The organism is Kitasatospora sp. NPDC041988, from assembly GCF_055588525.1.
Window position 1 is genome coordinate 186,095 of record NZ_JBVJCO010000010.1, and the last position, 20,570, is coordinate 206,664.

The following is a 20,570-nucleotide window of genomic DNA, read 5'->3' on the forward strand; positions in this document are numbered from 1 at the left end:
AGAAGGGGGCGCTGTGGGGGTCGCGCTGTACCAGGCCAAGGCCGAGTTCTTCCGGATGCTCGGCCACCCGGTCCGGATCCGGGTCCTGGAGCTGCTGCAGGCCGGGCCGACGCCCGTCCGGGACCTGCTGGCCGAGCTGGAGATCGAACCGTCCAACCTCTCCCAACAGCTCGCCGTCCTGCGCCGGTCCGGCATCGTCACCGCCAGCCGCGAGGGCAGCACGGTGGTCTACGCACTGGCCGGCGCCGAGGTCGCCGACCTGCTCAGGACCGCCCGGCGGATCCTGACCGGGCTGATCGACGACCGGAACGTGCTCCTCGCCGAACTGCGCGCCGCCTCCGACTGACCGCGCTCACCCCCCTCGCGACAGCAGCTCCGCCAGGCCCGCCGCCAGCGTCCCGTACTCGTGCGGCCGGTTGTACACCTGCGCGCTGATCCGCAGCACCCCGCCACCCGGCCAGGGGCGCACCACCGTCCGGACGGCGTGCCGCCGCCACAGCTGCGCCATCACCGCCACCGCCGCCTCGTCGGTCTCGCCCCGACCCGGGGGCAGGCGCAGCGCGCGCATCGCCACGCCCGCGGTGGCCGGCAGCGGTTCCAGGCCGAGGCGGTCGGCCAGTACGGCCCCGCCGTGGGCGGCGAGTTCCTCGTTGTGCCGGCGCACCTGCCCGACGCCGAGCTCGCGCAGCAGCCCGAAGCCTGCCGGGGCGGCCAGCCAGGGCGTGTAGTCGTAGGTGCCGCGCCATTCGACGCCGGCCGGGAAGCCGCGGTGGTGCTCCCAGGAGAGGGCCAGCGGGCGGACCTTCCCGGTCCACTCGGGGCGGACGGCGAGGACGCCGGTGGCGCGCGGGGCGAAGGCCCACTTGTGCAGGTTGCCGAACCAGAAGTCGGCGTCCGGCTCGACCGGTGCGGGCAGCATGCCGGGGGCGTGGGCGCCGTCCACCACGGTGGTGACGCCGCGTGCGCGCAGGGCGGCGAGCAGGCCGGGCCCGGCGATCCGGCGGGCGGTCGGCGAGGTGAGCTGGTCGAGCACGGCGAGCACCGTGCGGCCGGTGGCGGCGGCGAGGACGGCGTCGCGGACGGCGGCCTCGTCCGGGGTGTCCAGCGGCAGCCGGACGGTGTGCACCTCGGCGCCGGTCTCCTCGGCGCGTCTGCGGACGGCCCGGGTGACGGCGCCGTAGCCGTGGTCGGTGACCAGGATGCGGTCGCCGGGCGCCAGCGGGACGCTCTCCAGCGCCACCGCCACCGCCTCGGTGACGTTGGCGACCAGGGCGAGCCGGGCCGGGTCGGTGCCCAGCTCGGCGGCGAGCGTGGTGCGGGCGGCGGCGACCCGCCGGGGCAGGTCGGCGAAGAAGCCGTCCGGGTCGCGTTCCTGCTCCGCCCGGAGCCGCTCCTGCTCCTGCTGCACCGGGATGGGGACCGTGCCGTAGGAGCCGTGGTTGAGGTGGGCCACGCCGGGATCCAGGGTGAACAGCCGGTCCGTACCGGGCAGCGGCGCCGGGGGCTCGACGGTCCGCGGGTCCTCGATCACTTCGCCTCCAGGGTGGGGTCCTGTTCTGCCGGGACAGCATAGTGGTGTGTGACATTTCACATGTCGTACTACTGGTCCGGGCAGCGCCGCACGGAGAACATCGGGCCGTGACCATCACCGACCCCTTCCTCTCCCTCAGCGCCCGCACGGGCCGCTTCGGCTTCGGCGCTCCGCGTGCGATCGTCCTCAGCGAGGACGGCAACCGGCTGCTGCTGCTCCGCTCCACCGGCGCCGAGGACCAGGTCGACCGGCTCCACCTGCTCGACCTGGCCACCGGCGAGGAGCGGCTCGTCGCCGACCCCGCCGCGCTCGCCCCCGGCCGCACCGGCGACCCGGCGGACCTCCCGGCCGTCGAACGCCGGCTGCGCGAGCGGATCCGGCTCACCGCCGCCGGCATCGGCTCCTACGCCGCCACCGCCGACCTCGCCGTCGCCGTCCTCACCCTGGACGGGCGGCTCTTCCGCGCCGACACCACCGCCGGCACCTGCGCCGAACTCCCCACCGCCGGGCCCGCCTTCGACCCGCGCCCCGACCCGGCCGGCCACCGCGTCGCCTACGTCGCCGACGACGCCCTGTACGTCACGCCCGGCCTCACGCCGCTCAGCCCCGCCGACGGCGCCCGCTGGGGCGTCAGCGAGTTCGCCGCCGCCGAGGAGCTCGGCCGCGCCCGCGGCCACTGGTGGCGCCCGGACGGCAGCGCCCTGCTCGCCGCCCGGGTGGACGAATCCTCCCTGCCCCGGCGGTACTTCGCCGACCCGGCCCGCCCGGACGAGCAGCCGGAGGACTTCGCCTACCCGCAGGCCGGCGGCCCCAACGCGGACGTCCAGCTCTGGGTACTCGGCCTGGACGGCGGCCGCGTGCGGCTCCGCTGGGACGACACCGCGTTCCCGTACCTCTGCGCCGTCGAGTGGGCGGGCAGCGGCGAGGTGCTGCTCACCGTCGCCGACCGGCTCCAGCAGCACGTCCTGCTGCTCACCGCCGACCCGGCCACCGGCGCCACCACCGAACTCTCCCGCACCAGCGACGCGTTCTGGGTCGACGACCTGCCCGGCACGCCCGCCCGGCTGCCCGACGGGCGGCTGCTCACCGTCCACGACACCCCCGAGGCGCGCGGCCTGGCCCTGGACGGCAAGCCGCTGGACACCACCGGGCTGCAGATCCGCCGCGTGGTCGGCCGGCTGCGCGGGCGGCTGCTCTGCGAGAGTGGCGAGGGCGACCCGTTCGACCAGCACGTCCACCTGGTCGACCCGGACGGCGGCCGGCCCGAGCGGCTCAGCGCCGGCCCCGGCGTCCACGCCGCGCTCGCCGCCGACGAGACCCTGCTGCTCACCTCCGCCGGGCCGGACGGCGTCCGCCGGACGGTGCGCCACGCCGACGGCGAAGTCGAACTCGCCGACCTCTCCGCCGCACTGCCCTACCGTGTCCTGCCGCAGCGCGCCCGGGTCACCGAACTCGCCCTGCCCACCGCCGTGGTGTACCCGCGCGACCACGTGCCCGGCCGGCGGCTGCCCGTCCTGCTGGACGTCTACGGCGGTCCCGGCTTCCAGGCGGTGGCCAACGAGCCGCGCCGCTGGCAGCTCCGCCAGTGGTGGGCCGACCAGGGCTTCGCCGTGGTCACCACCGACAACCGGGGCACCCCGTTCGTGACACCCGCCTTCACCCGGGCGATCTTCCGCCGGTTCTCGCAGGTCGCCCTGGACGACCAGGTGGCCGCCCTGCACGCGCTCGCCGCCGACCACCCCGACCTCGACCTCGACCGGGTCGGCGTCCGCGGCTGGTCCTACGGCGGCTACTTCGCGGCGCTGGCCGTACTGCGCCGCCCGGACGTCTTCCACGCCGCCTGCGCGGGCGCCCCGCCCACCGACTTCCGCCGGTACGACACCGCCTACACCGAGCGCTACCTGGGCCTGCCGCAGCAGAACCCCGAGGGGTACGCCGCCGACGACCTGATCCCCGACGCACCGTCACTCACCAGGCCGCTGCTGCTGATCCACGGCCTGGCCGACGACAACGTGCACCCCTCGCACACCCTGCGGCTCTCCCAGGCGCTCACCCGGGCCGGCCGGCCGCACAGCGTGCTGCCGCTGCCCGGCGTCACCCACATGACCCCGGGCGGCGTGCAGGAGCAGATCACCCAGGCCGAACTCGCCTTCCTGCGCGCCTCCTTGTCGGGGTGATCCGTTGTGGCGGGCGCCGGTGCCTGCCAGACTCCCGCCGGGACCGGCGTCCACCCGGGCGCCGGACCGGACGGGGAGGATCAGACGGATGAGAATCAGCAGACCGGGCCCGGTCTCGCAGCGGCAGTGGACCCCGGTGACCGTGGTCAACGGCGGGCTCGCCTTCGCGCTGGAACTGGGGCTGCTCGCGGCGCTCTGCTACTGGGGCTTCAGGACCGGCTCCGGCCCGCTCACCCGGGCCCTGCTCGGGCTGGGCGCGCCGGCCCTCGCGGCGGTCACCTGGGGGCTGTTCCTGGCCGCGGGCGACCCGACCGTACGGCTGCCGCTGGCCGCGGAGATCGCCCTCAAGCTGGCGGTCTTCGCGGTCGGCGCGCTGGCGCTGAACGCCGCCGGCCGCCCCACCCTGGGGCTGGTGTTCGGGGTCCTGGCACTGATCAGCGTGGCCGTGGAGTACACCACGGGCTGACCGGCCGCCAACCCACCGGCGCCGCACGACCGCTCGGGTCGTGCGGCGCTCTGCGTTCCGCCCCCGTCCGGCGTCTTCCGTGTGACCCATGACATGTGAAATATTACCTGCGCTCCACGACCGTCGGCCTTCCCCCCGACCGTTGCCCCCGACCACCCACCGTCCGGAAAGGACCGGTCAGTTGCGCAGACTGTCCGCGGCACTCGCGGCCGCGCTCACCACGAGCGCGATAGCGGCCACCCTCCTCGGCACCCCCGCCCAGGCCGCACCCCCCTCCCCCGCCACCACCGCCGCCGTCGCCGCCCAGGCCGCCGAAGAGGGCGGCGCCGAGGCCCCGCCCGGCCCGCTCGCCCCGCAGGAGCGCGAGCGCCAGTCGCTGCGCACCAAGGCGCTGGAGCAGCTCAACAAGGGCTCCGTGGCCAAGACTTCGGAGAAGCGCGCGCCCGCCAAGGTGAAGATCGGCAACGACTACGTCCAGCTCGCGCAGCAGCGCAAGGACAAGGTCTTCGTCATCCTCGCCCAGTTCGGCGACCAGGTGGACAACACCACCCAGCACAACGGCCAGCCCCGTTACGGCGGAACGCCCGGCCCGCGGCACAACACCATCCCGCAGCCCGGCAGGAGCGACAACCACACGCTCTGGAACGCCGACTTCGGCCGCGACTACTACCAGCAGATGTTCTTCGACGACACGCCCGGCGCGGTCTCGATGCGCAACTACTACCGCACCCAGTCCTCCGGCCGGTACGACGTCGACGGCACCGTCAGCGACTGGGTCACCGTGCCGTACAACGAGGCCCGTTACGGCAGCAACAAGGGCCCGCAGGGGTCCGGCGCCTGGACCCAGGCCCAGGAGTTCGTCCGGGACGCCGTCAAGGCCTGGTACGACGGCGAGATCGCCAAGGGCCGGACGGCCGCGGACGTGAAGGCCGAGCTGGCCCAGTACGACGTCTACGACCGCTACGACCACGACAAGGACGGCGAGTTCAGCCAGCCCGACGGCTACCTCGACAACGTCGTCGTGGTGCACGCGGGCGTCGACGAGACCTGGGGCGGCGGCGCCCAGGGCGCCGACGCGCTGTGGGCGCACCGCAGTTGGGCGTTCCCGGACCCGGCCGGCCAGACCGGCCCGGCGGGCAACAAGATCGGCGGCGCGCCGGTCGGCGACACCGGCCTGTACGTCTACGACTACGTGCAGGGCGGCGAGAACAGCGGAGTCGGCCTGTTCTCCCACGAGTTCGGCCACAACCTCGGCCTGCCCGACCTGTACAGCACCAGCGGCGGCGACAACAGCGTCAACTTCTGGTCACTGATGTCCTCCGGCTCCTACCTGGGCAAGGGCAAGAACACCACCGGCGGCTACCCCGGCGACCTCGACGCCTGGAGCAAGCTGCAGTTCGGCTGGCTCAACTACGACGAGGCGCAGGCCGCCACCCGCTCCAGCCACGCCCTCGGGGTCAGCGGCTACAACACCGACCAGGCCCAGGCCGTACTGGTGCACCTGCCGGACGGCACCACCGACACCGACCTGGCCGACCCGTACCAGGGCGGCAGGCACTGGTGGAGCGACACCGGCGACAACCTGGACAACGCACTGGCCCGCGACGTCGACCTGCGCACGGTGAGCGGCCCGGTCACGCTGACCGCCGCCACCTGGTACGACATCGAGCAGGACTACGACTTCCTGACCGTCGAGGCCTCCACCGACGCGGGCCGGACGTGGAAGGCGCTCAACGGCACCGTCGACGGCGCGCCGATCGGCAACACCACCGCCAACACGCCGGGCCTGACCGGCACTTCGGGCGCCTACCGGCAGCTGTCGATCCCGCTGGACGGGTACGCCGGGCAGCAGGTGCGGCTGCGCTTCCACGTCACCTCCGACAACAACACGCACGGCCGGGGCGTCCTGGTCGACGCCGTCCGGATCGCCGCCGGCGCCACCGAGCTGTTCGCCGACGGCGCCGAGGACGGCACCGCCGGCTGGACGGCCACCGGTTTCACCGTCGTCACCGGCCGCACCGCCGTCAAGCAGCACCCGCGCGCCTACCTGGTGGAGAACCGCCGGTACGCCGGCTACGGCGCCTTCCTGAAGACCGGGCCGTACAACTTCGGGTACACCGGCGTCGACAACAAGAAGGACATCGTCGACAACTACCCGTACCAGGAGGGCGTGCTGGTCTGGCTCTGGGACACCGGGTACGGCGACAACAACACCAAGGACCACCCGGGCGGCGGTCTGATCCTGCCGGTCGACGCGCACCCGACGCCGATCCGGTTCGCCGACGGCTCGCTGGTCAACGGCCGCGCGCAGACCTACGACGCGACCTTCTCGCTGAAGCCGACCACCGCGTTCACCCTGCACAAGGGCGGCGTCCCGGTGCGGATCGGCGCCGAGCCGGCCGTCCCGGCGTTCAACGACCACACCGGCGTCTACTCCGACCCGGCCACCCCGCAGCTCACGGTGAAGGTGCCGGACACCAACACGAAGATCGAGGTGGTCCGCGAGGCCCAGGGCGGCCGGATCACCACCGTCCGGGTGGGCCCGGCCTCCTGAGCAAGGCCCCCGGCAGCGCGAAGGCCGTGGCCCCCGGATCCGTCCGGGGGCCACGGCCTTCGGTCTTCCCCCACGGGACGGGGCGTGCGGGGCCCCGCGCCCCCGACCCGTCAGGCCCGTACCCTCCCCGCCCCACCAGCCCCCACCAGCCCGCACCAGGACCCCGGACCTGCACTGCAGACCCCGGACCACGGACCACGGACCCTGAAACCACGGCCCCCGCACCACAGGCCCCGGACCGCGGAAGGCCCGTACCCTCGCTCGGGTACGGGCCTTCGAAGTGCTGGAACCCGGTCGGGCGCGGCCCTCAAGAGGTTCCCCGCCGCGCCCGACCGGGGGTCGGAGAGGGGCCCGTCGACGGGCCCCGGGATGGAGCCGTACCGCCCGGCGTGGGGGAGACGGGGCGGTACGGCGACTGGTGCGTCAGGCCTCAGGGAAGTGGCAGGCCGCCTGCCTGGCACCCGGCCCGGCGATCTGCAGCAGCGGCCGTTCCGTCCGGCAGACCTCCTGCGCCTTCGGGCAGCGCGGGTGGAAGGTGCAGCCCGACGGCGGATTGGCGGGGCTCGGCGGGTCGCCGAGCAGCACGATCCGCTCGCGCGCCCGCTCGGCCGCCGGGTCCGGCAGCGGCACGGCGGAGAGCAGGGCCCGGGTGTACGGGTGGGCCGGGTTGCCGTACACCTCCTCCTTGGCGCCGATCTCGACGATCCGGCCGAGGTACATCACCGCGACCCGGTCGCAGACCCGCTTGACCACCGAGAGGTCGTGCGCGATGAACACGTACGCCAGGCCCAGCTCGTCCTGGAGCCGCTCCATCAGGTTGACCACCTGGGCCTGGATCGAGACGTCCAGCGCGGAGACCGGCTCGTCGGCGATCACCAGCCGGGGCGAGGTGGCCAGCGAGCGGGCGATGCCGATCCGCTGCGCCTGGCCGCCGGAGAACTCGTGCGGGTAGCGGTCGAGGTGTTCGGGGATCAGCCCGACCAGCTCCATCAGCTCGGCGGCCCGCTTCCGTGCCTCGGCGGCGCCCGAGCCCTGGACCAGCAGCGGTTCGGAGATGATCCGGGACACCGTCTGGCGGGGGTTGAGCGAGGAGTACGGGTCCTGGAAGACCATCTGAAGGTGCCGCCGGTGCGGCCGCAACTGGGTCTGCGACAGGCCGCCGATCTCGGTGCCGTCGAAGGTGACGGTGCCCGAGGTCGGGTCGAGCAGGCGGACGATCATGCGCCCGGTGGTGGACTTGCCGCAGCCGGACTCGCCGACCAGGCCGAGCGTCTCGCCCTTGCCGACGTCGAAGCTGACCCCGTCCACGGCCCGGACCGGGGCGCCGGCCCGGCCGGCGCGGCCGCGCTTGCCGGCGAAGGTCTTCACCAAGTCCCGTACCGACAGCAGTGGTTCGGACGGCTTGGCGGCGGCCGGGGACGGCTGGGCGGTCATGAACGGGCTCCTTGCGGCACCAGCGGCAGGTGGCAGGCGGCCTGGTGGCCGGGGGCGAGCGGGCCGAGTGCGGGGCGCTCGGCCCGGCAGCGGGCGTGCTCCTCGGCGGTGGCCGCGGTGGTGCGGGCGCAGCGCGGGGCGAAGGAGCAGCCGGGGGCGGGGGCGATCAGCGACGGCGGGCTGCCGGGGATGGCCCGCAGCGGGGCGTCGTCGGTGTCGTCGAGGCGGGGCAGCGAGTCGAGCAGCCCGCGGGTGTACGGGTGCGCGGGGGCGCCGAACAGCCTGTCCACGGGGGCCTGTTCGGCGGCCCGCCCGCCGTACATCACCAGGACCTCGTGGGCGACCCGGGCGACCACGCCGAGGTCGTGGGTGATCATGACGACGCCGAGGCCGCGGTCCTGCTGGATCCGGGCGATCAGGTCGAGGATCTGGGCCTGGACGGTGACGTCGAGGGCGGTGGTGGGTTCGTCGGCGATGAGCATGTCGGGTTCGCAGGCGAGTGCCATGGCGATCATCACGCGCTGGCGCATGCCGCCGGAGAACTGGTGCGGGTACTCGTCGACCCGGCGGGCGGGTTCGGGGATGCCGACCTCGCCGAGCATCTGGACGGCGCGCTCGCGGCCGGCCTTGCGGGAGGCCTTGAAGTGCACCCGGTAGTGCTCGGCGATCTGCTCGCCGACGGTGTAGAAGGGGTGCAGGCTGGAGAGCGGGTCCTGGAAGATCATGGCGATCCGCCGGCCCCGGACGGTGCCCAACTGCCGCTCCCCCAGCCCGTTCAGCTCCTGACCGGCGAGCCGGATCGAGCCGGTGACGGTGGCGCCGCGGTGCAGGCCCATCACGGCGAGCGAGGTGACGGACTTGCCGCTGCCGGACTCGCCGACCAGGCCGAGGGTCTGCCCGGCCGCGACGGTGAAGGAGATGCCGTCGACGGCCCGGACGGTGCCGCGCGGGGTGTCGAAGGTGACGCCGAGGTCCTCGACCTCCAGCAGGGCTCCGGCGCCCGGCCCGCCCCGCCCGGCCGGTGCTTCGCGGGACGCGCCCCCGACATTGATGAGCTCGCTTCGCTCACTCATGTGTCAGTACCTCACTCTCGGGTCGACGTAGGCGTAGAGCAGGTCGACCAGCAGGTTCGCCGCGACGATGAAGAAGGCCGCGAGCAGGGTGACGCCGAGGATGACGGGCTGGTCGGACCGGCTCAGCGCGTCGTAGAAGAGCCGGCCGACGCCGGGCAGGCCGAAGATGGACTCGGTGATGACGGCGCCGGCCAGCAGGCCGCCGAGGTCGATGCCGAAGATGGTGAGGATCGGCGTCATCCCGGCGCGCAGCCCGTGTTTGACGGTGACGGTGCGGGCGGGCAGGCCCTTGGCGCGGGCGGTGCGGATGTACGGCTCGGCCATGGTCTCGATCATCGAGTTGCGGCTCTGCCGGGCGTACATGGCCGCGTACAGCAGGGCCAGCGCGGTCCAGGGCAGCAGCAGGTTGGAGGCCCAGTCGACCGGGCCCTCGGTGAACTGGTGGTACGCCGGGTAGGGCAGCAGTCCGGCGGTCCGGACGACGCCCCAGATCAGCATGATCGAGGTGAAGTAGACCGGCAGCGAGGCGGTGCCGACCGAGAGCACCATCAGGGTCCGGTCGGTGATGCCGCCCTTGCGCAGCGCCGAGGTGACGCCGGCGCCGAGGCCGAGGACCAGCCAGAGCACGGCTGCGCCGAGGGCGAGCGAGACGGAGACCGGCAGGCGGTCGGTCAGGAGGTCCCAGACCGGCAGCCCGTACTCGTACGAGTAGCCGAGGCACGGGAATCCGCAGTGCAGGGCGCTGGGGCCGCTGCCGTAGTCGCGGCCGGCGAAGATGCCGGCCAGGTAGCTGCCGAACTGTTGCCAGACCGGCGCGTCCAGGCCCATCGCCGCCTTGACGTCGGCGAGCCGCTCGGGGCTGCAGGTCTTGCCGCAGGCGGCCGCTGCCGGGTCGTTGGGCAGCAGGTAGAAGATGGTGAAGGTGATGGCGCAGATGGCGAGCAGGATGCCCGCCACGCCGAGCAGCCGGCGGCCGAGGTAGAGGATCACGACCGGCCTCCCCGGGGGTCGAGGATGTCGCGCAGCGCGTCGCCGAGCAGGGTGAAGGCGAGCACGGCGAGGAACAGGAAGACCGTCGGGATGAGGAAGTACGTCGGGTCGGTCTCGTAGTGGAGGATGCTCTCGGCGATCATCTGCCCCCAGGACGCGGTGGGCGGGCGGACGCCCACGCCGAGGTAGCTGAGCGCGGCCTCGGTGGCGATCATGCCGGGGATGAGCAGGGTGGTGTAGGCGATGACCGGGCCGGAGACGTTCGGCAGGATCTCCCGGGTGAGGATCCGCCAGGACCGGGCGCCGCCGACCTTGGCGGCCTCGACGTACTCGCGGTGTTTGAGCGAGAGGGTCTGGCCGCGGACGACCCGGGCGATGCCGGGCCAGGTGAACAGGCCGATGACCAGGGTGATCAGCAGGATCCGGTTGACGTCCTTGGCCACCGACATCATCGCGATCATGAAGATCAGCGAGGGGAAGGACATGGTGAGGTCCATCAGCCGGGACAGCACCGCGTCGGTCCGGCCGCCGAAGTAGCCGGCGGCGATGCCGGCCAGGGTGCCGGTGATCACGACGACGGCGGTCGCGGTGAACGCGATCAGCAGCGAGACCTGCCCGCCGTGCAGGACGCGGGCGAACAGGTCGCGCCCGGTGATCGGTTCGACGCCCAGCCAGTGCCGGGCGCTGATACCGCCGAAGTCGCCCTTGGGCAGCCCGCCCAGGTACGGGTCGATGGCGCGCTTGTCGAACTCCTCGGGGGACCAGCCGCCGAGCGAGCTCAGCGGGCCGGCCAGGGCGGCCGCCAGCACCAGCACGGCGACCGTGATCAGGCCGAACCGGGCCGGGCCCTTGGCCCACAGCTGGTCCCAGACCAGCCGCCAGGGCCCGCGCCCGGTGGCCTTCGCGGGGCCCGCCGCCGTGGCCTCCACGGCGGCGGGCTCAGTGGTTGCACTCATCGGTGGCGGTCCCTCAGCCCTGGCTCTTCGAGGGGTCCTTGAGGCCGACCACGGCCATGTCGATCATGCCGGCGTAGCCGGAGTTGCCGAACACGCCGGCCACGTTGGTGCCGGCCAGCAGCGGGCGGCGCTGCCACATCAGCGGAACGGCCGGGGCCTTCTTCACGAGGTCCTCGTCGAGCTGCTTCCAGGCGGCGTTGGCCTCGGCCAGGTCCGTCATGGCCGCGATCTGGTCCATCCGGTCCATCGTGGCCTGGTCCCGGAACTGGCTGTAGTTGCCCTGGTTGCCCTTCTCCTTGATGGTGCGGCCGTCGAAGAGGAACGGCAGGAAGGTGGCGCCGGACGGGTAGTCCGGGCACCAGCCGTTGATCGTCAGCTCGGGGGCGTTCTTGGTGTCGCCGACGGTGTCGGCGAAGGCGGACGCGTCGACGGTGTTGACGGTGACCTGGACGCCGGCCTTGGCCAGCGACTGCTGGATCGCCTCGCCGCGGGTCTTGTCACCGAGGGAGACGGTCAGCGAGACCTTGAGGTCGGTCTTCCCGGCCGCCTTGAGCAGGTCCTTGGCCTTCGCCTGGTCGCCGGCGGCCGGGATCTTCAGCGGGTCGGCCTTGGCGCCGCCGGTCAGCGCGGGCGGCAGGAAGGAGGTGGCGACGTCGGCCATCGCCGGGCCGCCGAACGCGGTGACCTGGGCTTCGCGGTCGACGGCGTACATCATCGCCTCGCGCACCTTCGGGTCGTCGAAGGGCGCCTTGGCCGTGTTCAGGTACAGCATGTCCGTACAGCCGGTCTGCTCGGCCACCATGCGGGACTTGACGTCCGCCTTGGGCAGCACCTTGGCGACGGACTCGTGCTGCATCCACGGCATCTCGACGGTGGAGGCGTCGGCGCCCTCGCTGGCGATGATCCGGTCGTCGGCCTGGCCGCCCTTGAGGCCCTGGGTGACGACGATCCTGTCCGGGTACGCCTTGCGGACCGTGTCGGTGGCCTGGTCCCAGTTGGTGTTGCGGACCAGGACGAGCTGCTTGCCGCGATCGTAGGTGTCGATCTTGTACGGCCCGGAGGAGAACGGCCGCGAGTCGTACTGGGTGCCCTTCTCCTGGGTCTGCGGCACCGGGGAGAAGGTCGGCAGGGTGGCGGTGTAGGAGAACTCGGCGACCGGGCGCTTCAGGTGGAAGACGATGGTCTTGTCGTCCGGGGTCTCGATGCTGGGCAGGTGCTCACCCGTCAGCGGGCCCTTGTAGTTCTCGCCGCCGGCCAGGTACTGGACCGCGTAGTCGGGGCCGCCGGTGAGGTCCGGGGAGAAGGACCGCTCGACGTTGTACTTGATGTCGGCGGACTTGATCGGGCTGCCGTCCTCGTACTTCAACCCGTCGCGCAGGGTGAAGGTCCAGGTCTTGCCGCCGTCGGAGGCCTTGCCGAGGTCGGTGGCGAGGTCCGGGACGATCTCGCTGCCGGCGGCGCCCGGCTCGGCCTTGAAGGTGACCAGGGTGCGGTAGATCAGGCGGGTGCCGAAGTCCATGTGCGGCAGGACCCAGTTGCGGGCGGGGTCGAGGTGGGCGAAGTCCTGGTTGGTGAGGACGGTGAGCGTGCCGCCCTTGACCGGGGTGCCGCCGATGATCGAACCGGACTCCGCGCCCGGGCCCTTGGTGCTCGTGGCCGTGCTGTCGCCGCCGGTGTCGCTCTTGTCGTTCTTGCAGGCCCCGAGGCCGAGGGTGAGTGTGGCTGCGAGGGCCGCCGCGAGGGCGGCGTGGGTGCGCCTGGTCATGTGCAACTCCGCAGTGGGGGGCCCGCCGTAGGCCCGTGGTCCGGCCCCGGGGCTGGTCCGGGGCCCGGCCGGGGAGGGCGACCTCAGGGGGTCTAGCCGCTCCGCGGTGTGACCCGTAACATAGTAATGTGAAATTGCACTGCACAAGAGGTGGCGCGCCCCGTTACCGAGCTGTGTCCGTGCAACCCCCCGGCCCCGCTTAGGAGAACACCCGGTGACCCTCCGTCAGACCGGCCTCAACACCGGCAGCCACGACCTGCCCGTCTCCCCCGCCCTCGACGCCTTCATGGGCACCTCCTGGGCCCCCAGTCCGCTCCCCGCCGACCAGCGCGTCCCCGGATACGCCGCGCTCCCCGGCCGCCACGCCCGCCTCTCCGCCGCCTTCCCCGGCGAACGGCTGATCGTCCCCGCCGGCGAACTCAAGGTCCGCAGCAACGACACCGACTACCGGTTCCGCCCGCACAGCGCCTACGCCTGGCTCACCGGCCTCACCGGCGAGGACCAGGTCGGCCACGTCCTCGTCCTCGAACCGGCCGGCCCCGAGGGCCACGAGCCCGTCCTCTACCTGCGCCCGCGCTCCCCCCGCGGCGGCGACCCCGTCCGCGGCGCCGAGTTCTACCGCGACCGCCGCTACGGCGAGTTCTGGGTCGGCCGCCGCCCCGACCTCGCCGAGGCCTCCCGGCTCACCGGCCTCGCCACCGGGCACCTCGACGACCTCGACAAGCTGCTCACCGGCCCGCAGCCCGCCGGCACCCGGGTCCTCGCCGGCATCGCCCCCTCCCTCGACGCCGCCACCGGCCGCCCCGGCTCCCCGCAGCTCGCCGAGGGCGACGCCGCACTCGCCGCGGTGCTCTCCGAACTCCGCCTCGTCAAGGACGCCTGGGAGGTCGAACAGCTCCAACTCTCCGTCGACCACACCGTCCTGGGCTTCCAGGACGTCGTCCGCGCCCTGCCCGACGCCTTGCGCCACCACCGCGGCGAGCGCTGGATCGAGGGCATCTTCAACCTCCGCGCCCGCGCCGAGGGCAACGGCACCGGCTACGAGACCATCGCCGCCTCCGGTGCCCACGCCTGCGTCCTGCACTGGATCCGCAACGACGGCCCGCTCGACCCCGACGCCCTGCTGCTGCTCGACGCCGGCGTCGAGACCGACACCCTCTACACCGCCGACATCACCCGCACCCTCCCGCTCTCCGGCACCTTCACCGCCGTCCAGCGACAGGCCTACGAACTGGTCCTCGCCGCCCAGGACGCCGGCATCGCCGCCCTGCGCCCCGGCGCCCGCTTCCGCGACTTCCACCACGCCGCCATGCGCGTCATCGCCGAAGGCCTGGCCGACTGGGGCATCCTGCGCGTCCCCGCCGAACAGGCGCTCGCCGAGGACAGCGGCCTCTACCGCCGCTACACCCTCTGCGGCACCGGCCACATGCTCGGCCTCGACGTCCACGACTGCGCCAAGGCCCGCGCCGAGACCTACCTCGACGGCGTCCTCGAAGAGGGCCACGTCCTCACCGTCGAGCCCGGTCTCTACCTCCAGCCCGACGACGAGACCCTCCCGCTCGAACTCCGCGGCCTCGGCATCCGCATCGAGGACGACCTCGTCATCACCGCCGACGGCGCCCGCCTCATGTCCGGCGCCCTCCCCCGCACCGTCCCCGCCCTCGAATCCTGGATGTCCGCCCTCCTCGCCTGAGGCCCGCCGACACCGGGTGCGGAGGCACCGGGCGCGGGGGCGCCGGCTGGGGGCTCGGATTCAGGCGACCTTGATCGTCCGGCCCCCCGCCGCACGGTGACCTCCACCTCGCCGCCGATCGCGGCGGCGTAGGCGCCCGAGGTGTGCGCTCCGGGCGATGGGATGATCATCGGCATGAGTGCATCCGGAGTCGAGTTGATGACGCCCGCGGAGGCGGTCGAACGGTCCGGGTTCAGCCTGGACACGCTGCGGTACTACGAGAAGATCGGGCTGTTGGACGCGGTGCGGCGGGCGCGGACCGGCCACCGGCGGTTCAGCGAGGACGACCTGGCCTGGCTCGCGATGCTGCGGTGCCTGCGGGACACCGGGATGCCGATCGCGGGCATGCTGCGCTTCACCGAACTGGCGCGCGGCGGGGACGGGACGGTGGCGGAGCGGCTCGCCGTGCTGGAGGAGCACGACGCGCAGGTGGAGGAGCAGATCGCCCACCTGCGGCGGCAGCAGCACCACATCCGGGCGAAGATCGGTTACTACCGGTCCGTGCTCAGCGACGAGCCCGCTCCCACAGCTCCTTGACGATCTCCGCGGCCGGCCCTGGGCGAGCCGCCCGGTGCCCGGTGCCGGCCCACAGGTGCATCGCCGCGGTGTCCGCCCGCGCGGTCGCTGCTGCGCGCAGCGGCTGGGTGAGGTGGTGCACCTCGGGGTAGGCGGCCGGCGCGTACGGCTCGAACCGGTCGATGAACGCGTTGCGCAGGCCGCGGGCGGGCCGGCCGGTGAAGGCACGGGTCACCACCGTGCCGGGCAGTTCGGCCAGCGCCGCGCGGTGCGGCGCCGACGCGCCGGACTCGTCGGCCCGCAGCAATGCCGTCCCCAGCTGGACGGCCACCGCCCCGGCCCGCAGCGCGGCCGCGATCGCCGCCCCGTCGGCCAGTCCGCCCGCCGCGATCAGCGGCAGCGCCGTCACCGCCCGCACGGCGGCCAGCAGTTCGAGCAGCGGGACGTCCCCCGGCCGGTCCGCCACCCGGTGGGTGGCCCGGTGGCCGCCCGCCTCCGGGCCCTGCACGCAGAGCGCGTCCATCCCGGCCGCCTCGGCGCGCCGGGCCTCCTCGGGCGTGGTGACGGTGCCGACCTGGCAGGTACCGGCCGCCCGCAGGGCCCGCGCCTCCTCGGGCGCCGGCAGGCCGAAGGTGTACGACACCACGGGGACGGGCACCGGCCGGGCCAGCAGCGCGGCGATCTTGGCGTCCCAGTCGTCGCGGTCCGGCGCGATCGCCCCGGGCAGCCGGACACCCCAGCGCTCGGCCTCCGGCAGCAGGCGCTCCCGGTACGCGGCGACGGCCCGCGGGTCGCCGGGCTCGGCGGGCTCGGCGGGCACGAAGAGGTTCACGCCGAACGGGCGGTCCGTCAACTCCCGGACGCGCTCGATCTGTCCGGCCATCGCGTCGGCGCTCCGGTACCCGGCCGCGAGGAACCCGAGCCCGCCGGCCCCGTTCACCGCGGCCACCAGCTCCGGCGTGGACGCCCCGCCCGCCATGGGCGCGGCGATGACGGGAACGGCGAGCTCGTCGAGGCGGACGGCGGCCATGCGGGGTTCCTCCACTCCACGCAACGGTTCGGGCCCGTCCAACCCTACGCCCGCCCGCTCCTCACACCCCCCGGCGGATCAGCCCCCGCCCGCGCGCCTCCCGCACCGCCGCCGTACGCGAGTCCACGCCCAACTTCGTGTAGATGTGCACCAGGTGCGACTTCACCGTCGCCTGGCTCAGGTGCAGCCGCTGGCTGACCTGCTGGTTGGTCAGCCCGTCCGCGACCAGCCCCAGCACCTCCGTCTCCCGTGCGCTGAGCGCCGCCGACGGCGTCCGCATCCGCTCCAGCAGCCGGTCCGCCACCGTCGCGGCGAGCGCCGTGCGCCCCGCCGCCGCCGAGCGGACGGCCCGGGCCAGCTCCTCGGGCGGCGCGTCCTTCAGCAGGTACCCGGTGGCCCCGGCCTCCAGCGCGGGGAGGGTGTCGGCGTCGGTGTCGTACGTGGTGACGACGAGCACCCGCGGCGCCCCGGCCCCCCGGGCGGTGATCGCGGCGGTGGCCTGGGCACCGTTCATCGCCGAGCCGGGCCCGAACTGGAGGTCCATCAGCACCACGTCGACCTCGGCCTCCTCGGCGAGCTGCACGGCCTGTTCGGCGGTGGCGGCCTCGGCGACGATGGCGAAGTCCGGTTCGCTCTCCAGGACGGCCCGCAGCCCGGCCCGGACCACCGGGTGGTCGTCGGCCAGCAGCAGTCGGATCACCTGATCACTCACGCACATTCCTCGGTCACGTAGGTTCCTCACTCGAAGCACTCGAAGCACTCGAAGCACCCGGGACGCCCGGGGCCGCGGGCACCGGCAGCAGCACGGCGAGGGCCGTCCCCTCCCCCGGCGCGGACTCGACCGTGAAGGTACCGCCCAGCGCCCGCGCCCTGGCCCGCATCGACGGCAGCCCGAAGCCGCCGTCCCCGCCGGCCCCGCCCGTACCCGCGCCCGCGGCGACCGCCGCCGGGTCGAACCCGGTCCCGTCGTCGAACACGTCCAGCGCCACCTCGCCCTCCATGTAGCTGAGCGTCACCTCGGCGTGCGAGGCCTGGGCGTGCCGCACCGCGTTGCCGAGTGCGGACTGCGCGATCCGCAGCAGCGCGACCTCCTGCGGCACCGGCAGCTGCACCCGGTCGCCGGAGACGTGCAGGCGGACGGAGAGGCCGCTGTGCGCCGTGGTGGTGGCGCAGAGCCGTTCCAGGGCGACCGGCAGCGAAGCGCCCTCCAGGTCCGCGGGGGTGAGCGCACGGACGAAGCGCCGCGCCTCGGCGAGGTTGTCCTGGGCTGCCTGCCGGGCCTGTTCGACGTAGCCGGCGGCGGCCTCGGTCCGCTCGGGCAGGGCCCGCTGGGCGGCGCGCAGCAGCAGCTGGATGCTGGAGAGGCTCTGCGCGAGGGTGTCGTGGATCTCCCGGGCGAGCCGTTCACGCTCGGCGAGCACGCCGGCCGCGTGGTGGGCGGCGGCGGCGTCGGCGCGGGCGGCGGTGAGCTCGTCGATGAGCCGGCGCCGCTCCTCGCTCTCCCGGTAGAGCGCCTGGTAGCCGAGGACGGTGGCGGTGGCGACGGCCGCGCCGAGCGCGGGCCCGATGGCGGCGGCCAGGCTGAACGTCTGCTGGTGCCAGGACCACGCCGCGATCGCCGTGCCCGCCGTGAGCCCGACCGCCACGAGCCCGCCCCGGCGGCCGAGCAGGTGCAGCTCCAGGAAGTACAGCGGGAAGGCCAGCCAGACCCCGTCCTGAGTGGCGACCAGCACACCCACCCAGGTGACGCCGAGCAGCGCCAGCCAGAGCGCGGCGGCCCGCCGGGACCGCCGGACGGCGCCGACCAGCGGCCCGGCCGTGTAGACGGCGGCCATCGCGACGGCCGCGGCGGTGACCGCGGCCGGGTCGCCGTCCCGGCCGGCCACGGCCCGGGCGACGGCGAGCGCGAGCAGGCCCGCCACCAGCAGGTGCAGGCAGACCTGGAGTACGCGGGCGACGGGGGTGGTGCGGAGTCGTTCGGTCGCCATCCGTCCAGCCTAGGATCCGCGACGCCCGCCGGGCATCAATCAAAAGGTTGAACTCCGCTTCTGCCCTTCGATGCCGGGGATCCAATCCCCCGGGCGATGCCCGCCCACCCCCTCCTCCGCGACCGTGGTGAGCGTCGCACAAGAAGTCGAGCAGAGAGGCCGGACCGTGTTCGTCGCCTGGAGGGACCTGGGGTTCGCCAAGGGGCGGTTCGCCCTGATGGGAACCGTGATCGTGCTGATCACCGTGCTGGTCGGCCTGCTGTCGGGCCTGACGGCCGGGCTGGGCCGGCAGAACACCTCGGCGATCACCGGCCTGCCCGCCGACCACCTGGTCTTCTCGAAGCCGGCCGACGGTCAGAAGCTCTCCTTCACCGACTCGCAGGTCACGCCCGAGCAGTGGCAGGGCTGGGCGCAGCAGCCGGGCGTCACGGCCGCGCAGCCGCTCGGCATCACCACCACCAAGGCCGCCGCCGGGCAGCGCACCGCCGCGCTCTCCGCCTTCGGCGTGCCGGACGGCTCCGGGCTGGCCCCGCAGGGCTCCCTGATCGCCCCCGGGCAGGCCGTGCTCTCCGAGACCGCCGCCGAGAACCTGGGCGGCCTGCGCCCCGGTGCGAGTTTCACCCTGGCGGGCCGCCCGCTCCGGGTGGCCGCGGTGTCCGGCGACGCCTCCTACAGCCACACCCCGGTCGTCTGGACCAGCCTCACCGACTGGCAGCGGTTCGCCCCGGGCGGCGCCGGACACGCCACCGTGATCGCCCTGTCCACGGCCTCCGGCGCCGGCCTCGCCGCCGGCGACGCCCGCTTCGGCACCGAGACCCGCGGCCGCGACGACGCGCTCGCCGCGATCGGCTCCTACACCTCGGAGAACGGCTCGCTGCAGCTGATGCGCGGCTTCCTGTTCGCCATCTCGGCGCTGGTGATCGGCGCCTTCTTCACCGTCTGGACGATCCAGCGCAGCGGTGACATCGCCGTCCTGAAGGCGCTCGGCGCCTCCACCCGCTACCTGCTGCGGGACGCGCTCGGCCAGGCCGTGCTGCTGCTGGTCCTCGGGACCGCCGTGGGCACCGCGATCGCGGCCGGCGCCGGGGCGCTGATCGGCTCCGCGGTGCCGTTCGTGCTGGACGCGCCGACCGTCCTCCTCCCGGCCGCCGTGATGATCGCGCTCGGCGCGGTCGGCGCCGCCCTGTCCATCCGCCGGATCACCTCCGTCGACCCGCTGACCGCCCTGGGGAGCGCCCGATGACCTTGCACCTCGACCGCATCACCCTCACCTATCAGGACGGCGACGGCCGGCTGACCGCCCTGGACGAGGTCTCGCTCACCGTCCCCGAGGGCTCGATCACCGCGGTGGTCGGACCGTCCGGCTCCGGCAAGTCCAGCCTGCTCGCGGTCGCCGCGACCCTGATCACCCCGGACAGCGGCCGGGTGGTGGTGGACGGCGTCGAGACCACCGGGCTGAACCGCGCCGAGCTCACCGCCCTGCGCCGGCACCGGATCGGCATCGTCTTCCAGCAGGCCAACCTGCTGCCCTCGCTCACCGCCGCCGAACAGCTCCAGGTGATGGCCCACCTCGACGGCCGCTCCCCGCGCGCGGCCCTCCCCCGGGCCCTCGAACTCCTGGACGCCGTGGGCCTGCGCGAGCAGGCCGACCGCCGCCCGCACCAGCTCTCCGGCGGTCAGCGCCAGCGCGTCAACATCGCCCGTGCCCTGATGAACGACCCCACCGTCCTGCTGATCGACGAGCCCACCAGCGCCCTCGACCACGACCGCGGCGCCGCCGTCATCGACCTCATCACCGAGCTCACCCACCGCCGCGCCACCGCCACCGTCCTGGTCACCCACGACCGCACCCACCTGACGGCGGTGGACCAGGTCGCCGAGGTCCACGACGGAAGGCTGACCGTCCCGGCAGCGGCGTGACCTACATCTTCACGTTGAGCACGTCGTCCACCGAGAGCGTCACCGACGCCCCGATCGACTCCGGCAGCGTGAACGACTGGCCGGGGTGGTGGACGGCGTGCACCCGGTACTCGCCGTCCTGCGGCTCGGTGAGCACCATGACCCGCTGGTCGTCCGGTCCACGATCACGTAGACGGGGAGTCCGGCGGAGGCGTAGGCGGTGGGCTTCCGCTTGAGGTCGTCGCTGGGTTGGAGGAGGTCACCTCCAACACGAGACGGAAGACCGCAGGGTCGTAGCAGTTGGACTCGATCCGGTGATCTTCGATGTCAGCGTCGGCGATCACCAGGTCGGGAACGGCGTAGTCCGATGGCCCGTCCGGTAGCCAGATGCCGACGTTCTGCAGAACCTCGTAGAACCGAGCCGCCTTCAGGCGCCCGATCTTCGGCCTTCACCCGAAC

18 protein-coding genes are annotated in these 20,570 nt (G+C 73.7%); 8 read left to right on the top strand and 10 right to left on the bottom strand.

What is annotated here, in order from left to right; genetic code table 11:
- The first annotated feature begins 13 nt into the window (after nt 1-13).
- Complete coding sequence (locus tag ACZ6NC_RS13375) at nt 14-346, top strand: ArsR/SmtB family transcription factor (protein ID WP_465732058.1); 333 nt, start codon at nt 14-16, stop codon at nt 344-346.
- 6 nt (nt 347-352) lie between these two features.
- Here the strand turns inward: ACZ6NC_RS13375 and ACZ6NC_RS13380 are convergent, their stop codons facing one another.
- Nucleotides 353-1,531, bottom strand: a complete 1,179-nt coding sequence (locus ACZ6NC_RS13380) for an aminotransferase class V-fold PLP-dependent enzyme (RefSeq protein ID WP_465732060.1) — start codon at nt 1,529-1,531, stop codon at nt 353-355.
- A 107-nt stretch (nt 1,532-1,638) separates the two neighbouring features.
- Here ACZ6NC_RS13380 and ACZ6NC_RS13385 point away from each other — a divergent pair, with 107 nt between their 5' ends.
- From ACZ6NC_RS13385 to ACZ6NC_RS13395, 3 genes are all read left to right on the top strand, one after another.
- Complete coding sequence (locus tag ACZ6NC_RS13385; protein ID WP_465732062.1) at nt 1,639-3,708, top strand: S9 family peptidase; 2,070 nt, start codon at nt 1,639-1,641, stop codon at nt 3,706-3,708.
- An 88-nt stretch (nt 3,709-3,796) separates the two neighbouring features.
- Entirely contained in the window at nt 3,797-4,174 is a 378-nt protein-coding gene (locus ACZ6NC_RS13390; protein ID WP_465732064.1) for a YrdB family protein, read from the top strand.
- A gap of 181 nt (nt 4,175-4,355) precedes the next feature.
- On the top strand, nt 4,356-6,728 hold the full coding sequence (locus tag ACZ6NC_RS13395; protein ID WP_465732066.1) for an immune inhibitor A domain-containing protein: 2,373 nt from the start codon (nt 4,356-4,358) through the stop codon (nt 6,726-6,728).
- 423 nt (nt 6,729-7,151) lie between these two features.
- Here the strand turns inward: ACZ6NC_RS13395 and ACZ6NC_RS13400 are convergent, their stop codons facing one another.
- From ACZ6NC_RS13400 to ACZ6NC_RS13420, 5 genes are read right to left on the bottom strand one after another with little or no spacing between them, the layout of a single operon-like run.
- Nucleotides 7,152-8,162, bottom strand: a complete 1,011-nt coding sequence (locus ACZ6NC_RS13400; protein WP_465732068.1) for an ABC transporter ATP-binding protein — start codon at nt 8,160-8,162, stop codon at nt 7,152-7,154.
- A complete protein-coding gene (locus tag ACZ6NC_RS13405; protein ID WP_465732070.1) occupies nt 8,159-9,235 on the bottom strand; it encodes an ABC transporter ATP-binding protein in 1,077 nt (358 codons plus the stop codon). Before ACZ6NC_RS13405 ends, ACZ6NC_RS13400 begins: the two co-directional genes overlap by 4 nt.
- Nucleotides 9,236-9,238: 3 nt before the next feature.
- Nucleotides 9,239-10,225 carry an ABC transporter permease gene (locus tag ACZ6NC_RS13410; protein ID WP_465732072.1) on the bottom strand — a complete coding sequence of 329 codons (987 nt, stop codon included), beginning with the start codon at nt 10,223-10,225 and terminating at the stop codon, nt 9,239-9,241.
- Nucleotides 10,222-11,181 carry an ABC transporter permease gene (locus tag ACZ6NC_RS13415; protein WP_465732073.1) on the bottom strand — a complete coding sequence of 320 codons (960 nt, stop codon included), beginning with the start codon at nt 11,179-11,181 and terminating at the stop codon, nt 10,222-10,224. Before ACZ6NC_RS13415 ends, ACZ6NC_RS13410 begins: the two co-directional genes overlap by 4 nt.
- 13 nt (nt 11,182-11,194) lie before the next feature.
- Nucleotides 11,195-12,946: an ABC transporter substrate-binding protein gene (locus ACZ6NC_RS13420; RefSeq protein ID WP_465732075.1), complete on the bottom strand. Its 1,752-nt coding sequence runs from the start codon at nt 12,944-12,946 to the stop codon at nt 11,195-11,197.
- 214 nt (nt 12,947-13,160) lie between these two features.
- On the opposite strand from ACZ6NC_RS13420, the gene ACZ6NC_RS13425 reads away from it, so the two are divergent.
- Nucleotides 13,161-14,639, top strand: coding sequence for an aminopeptidase P family protein (locus ACZ6NC_RS13425; protein ID WP_465732077.1), 1,479 nt, complete (start codon nt 13,161-13,163; stop codon nt 14,637-14,639).
- Nucleotides 14,640-14,813: 174 nt separating this feature from the next.
- Nucleotides 14,814-15,215, top strand: coding sequence for a MerR family transcriptional regulator (locus ACZ6NC_RS13430; protein ID WP_465732079.1), 402 nt, complete (start codon nt 14,814-14,816; stop codon nt 15,213-15,215).
- Here the strand turns inward: ACZ6NC_RS13430 and ACZ6NC_RS13435 are convergent.
- The 3 genes from ACZ6NC_RS13435 to ACZ6NC_RS13445 form a co-directional block, all read right to left on the bottom strand.
- On the bottom strand, nt 15,184-16,224 hold the full coding sequence (locus ACZ6NC_RS13435) for a nitronate monooxygenase (protein WP_465732081.1): 1,041 nt from the start codon (nt 16,222-16,224) through the stop codon (nt 15,184-15,186). The two genes, ACZ6NC_RS13430 and ACZ6NC_RS13435, sit on opposite strands and share 32 nt — an antisense overlap.
- Before the next feature lie 61 nt (nt 16,225-16,285).
- Nucleotides 16,286-16,936, bottom strand: coding sequence for a response regulator transcription factor (locus ACZ6NC_RS13440; RefSeq protein WP_465732083.1), 651 nt, complete (start codon nt 16,934-16,936; stop codon nt 16,286-16,288).
- A gap of 13 nt (nt 16,937-16,949) precedes the next feature.
- Nucleotides 16,950-18,212 carry a sensor histidine kinase gene (locus ACZ6NC_RS13445; RefSeq protein WP_465732085.1) on the bottom strand — a complete coding sequence of 421 codons (1,263 nt, stop codon included), beginning with the start codon at nt 18,210-18,212 and terminating at the stop codon, nt 16,950-16,952.
- 166 nt (nt 18,213-18,378) lie between these two features.
- Between ACZ6NC_RS13445 and ACZ6NC_RS13450 the strand changes: the two genes are divergently transcribed.
- Both ACZ6NC_RS13450 and ACZ6NC_RS13455 read left to right on the top strand, forming a co-directional pair.
- Complete coding sequence (locus ACZ6NC_RS13450; RefSeq protein ID WP_465732087.1) at nt 18,379-19,455, top strand: ABC transporter permease; 1,077 nt, start codon at nt 18,379-18,381, stop codon at nt 19,453-19,455.
- Nucleotides 19,452-20,132, top strand: coding sequence for an ABC transporter ATP-binding protein (locus ACZ6NC_RS13455; RefSeq protein WP_465732089.1), 681 nt, complete (start codon nt 19,452-19,454; stop codon nt 20,130-20,132). The genes ACZ6NC_RS13450 and ACZ6NC_RS13455 overlap by 4 nt, the downstream gene beginning before the upstream one ends.
- Nucleotide 20,133: 1 nt before the next feature.
- On the opposite strand, the gene ACZ6NC_RS13460 is transcribed toward ACZ6NC_RS13455, so the two are convergent.
- Nucleotides 20,134-20,271, bottom strand: a complete 138-nt coding sequence (locus ACZ6NC_RS13460) for a hypothetical protein (RefSeq protein WP_465732091.1) — start codon at nt 20,269-20,271, stop codon at nt 20,134-20,136.
- Nucleotides 20,272-20,570: the final 299 nt, after the last annotated feature.

What these genes read in the sequence shown, in the direction of transcription:
- ACZ6NC_RS13390 (WP_465732064.1), top strand. Translation starts at nt 3,797, where the DNA reads ATGAGAATCAGCAGACCGGGCCCGGTCTCGCAGCGGCAGTGGACCCCG.
- ACZ6NC_RS13400 (WP_465732068.1), bottom strand. Translation starts at nt 8,162, where the DNA reads ATGACCGCCCAGCCGTCCCCGGCCGCCGCCAAGCCGTCCGAACCACTG.
- ACZ6NC_RS13405 (WP_465732070.1), bottom strand. Translation starts at nt 9,235, where the DNA reads ATGAGTGAGCGAAGCGAGCTCATCAATGTCGGGGGCGCGTCCCGCGAA.
- ACZ6NC_RS13415 (WP_465732073.1), bottom strand. Translation starts at nt 11,181, where the DNA reads ATGAGTGCAACCACTGAGCCCGCCGCCGTGGAGGCCACGGCGGCGGGC.
- ACZ6NC_RS13420 (WP_465732075.1), bottom strand. Translation starts at nt 12,946, where the DNA reads ATGACCAGGCGCACCCACGCCGCCCTCGCGGCGGCCCTCGCAGCCACA.
- ACZ6NC_RS13430 (WP_465732079.1), top strand. Translation starts at nt 14,814, where the DNA reads ATGAGTGCATCCGGAGTCGAGTTGATGACGCCCGCGGAGGCGGTCGAA.
- ACZ6NC_RS13435 (WP_465732081.1), bottom strand. Translation starts at nt 16,224, where the DNA reads ATGGCCGCCGTCCGCCTCGACGAGCTCGCCGTTCCCGTCATCGCCGCG.
- ACZ6NC_RS13445 (WP_465732085.1), bottom strand. Translation starts at nt 18,212, where the DNA reads ATGGCGACCGAACGACTCCGCACCACCCCCGTCGCCCGCGTACTCCAG.
- ACZ6NC_RS13455 (WP_465732089.1), top strand. Translation starts at nt 19,452, where the DNA reads ATGACCTTGCACCTCGACCGCATCACCCTCACCTATCAGGACGGCGAC.
- ACZ6NC_RS13460 (WP_465732091.1), bottom strand. Translation starts at nt 20,271, where the DNA reads ATGGTGCTCACCGAGCCGCAGGACGGCGAGTACCGGGTGCACGCCGTC.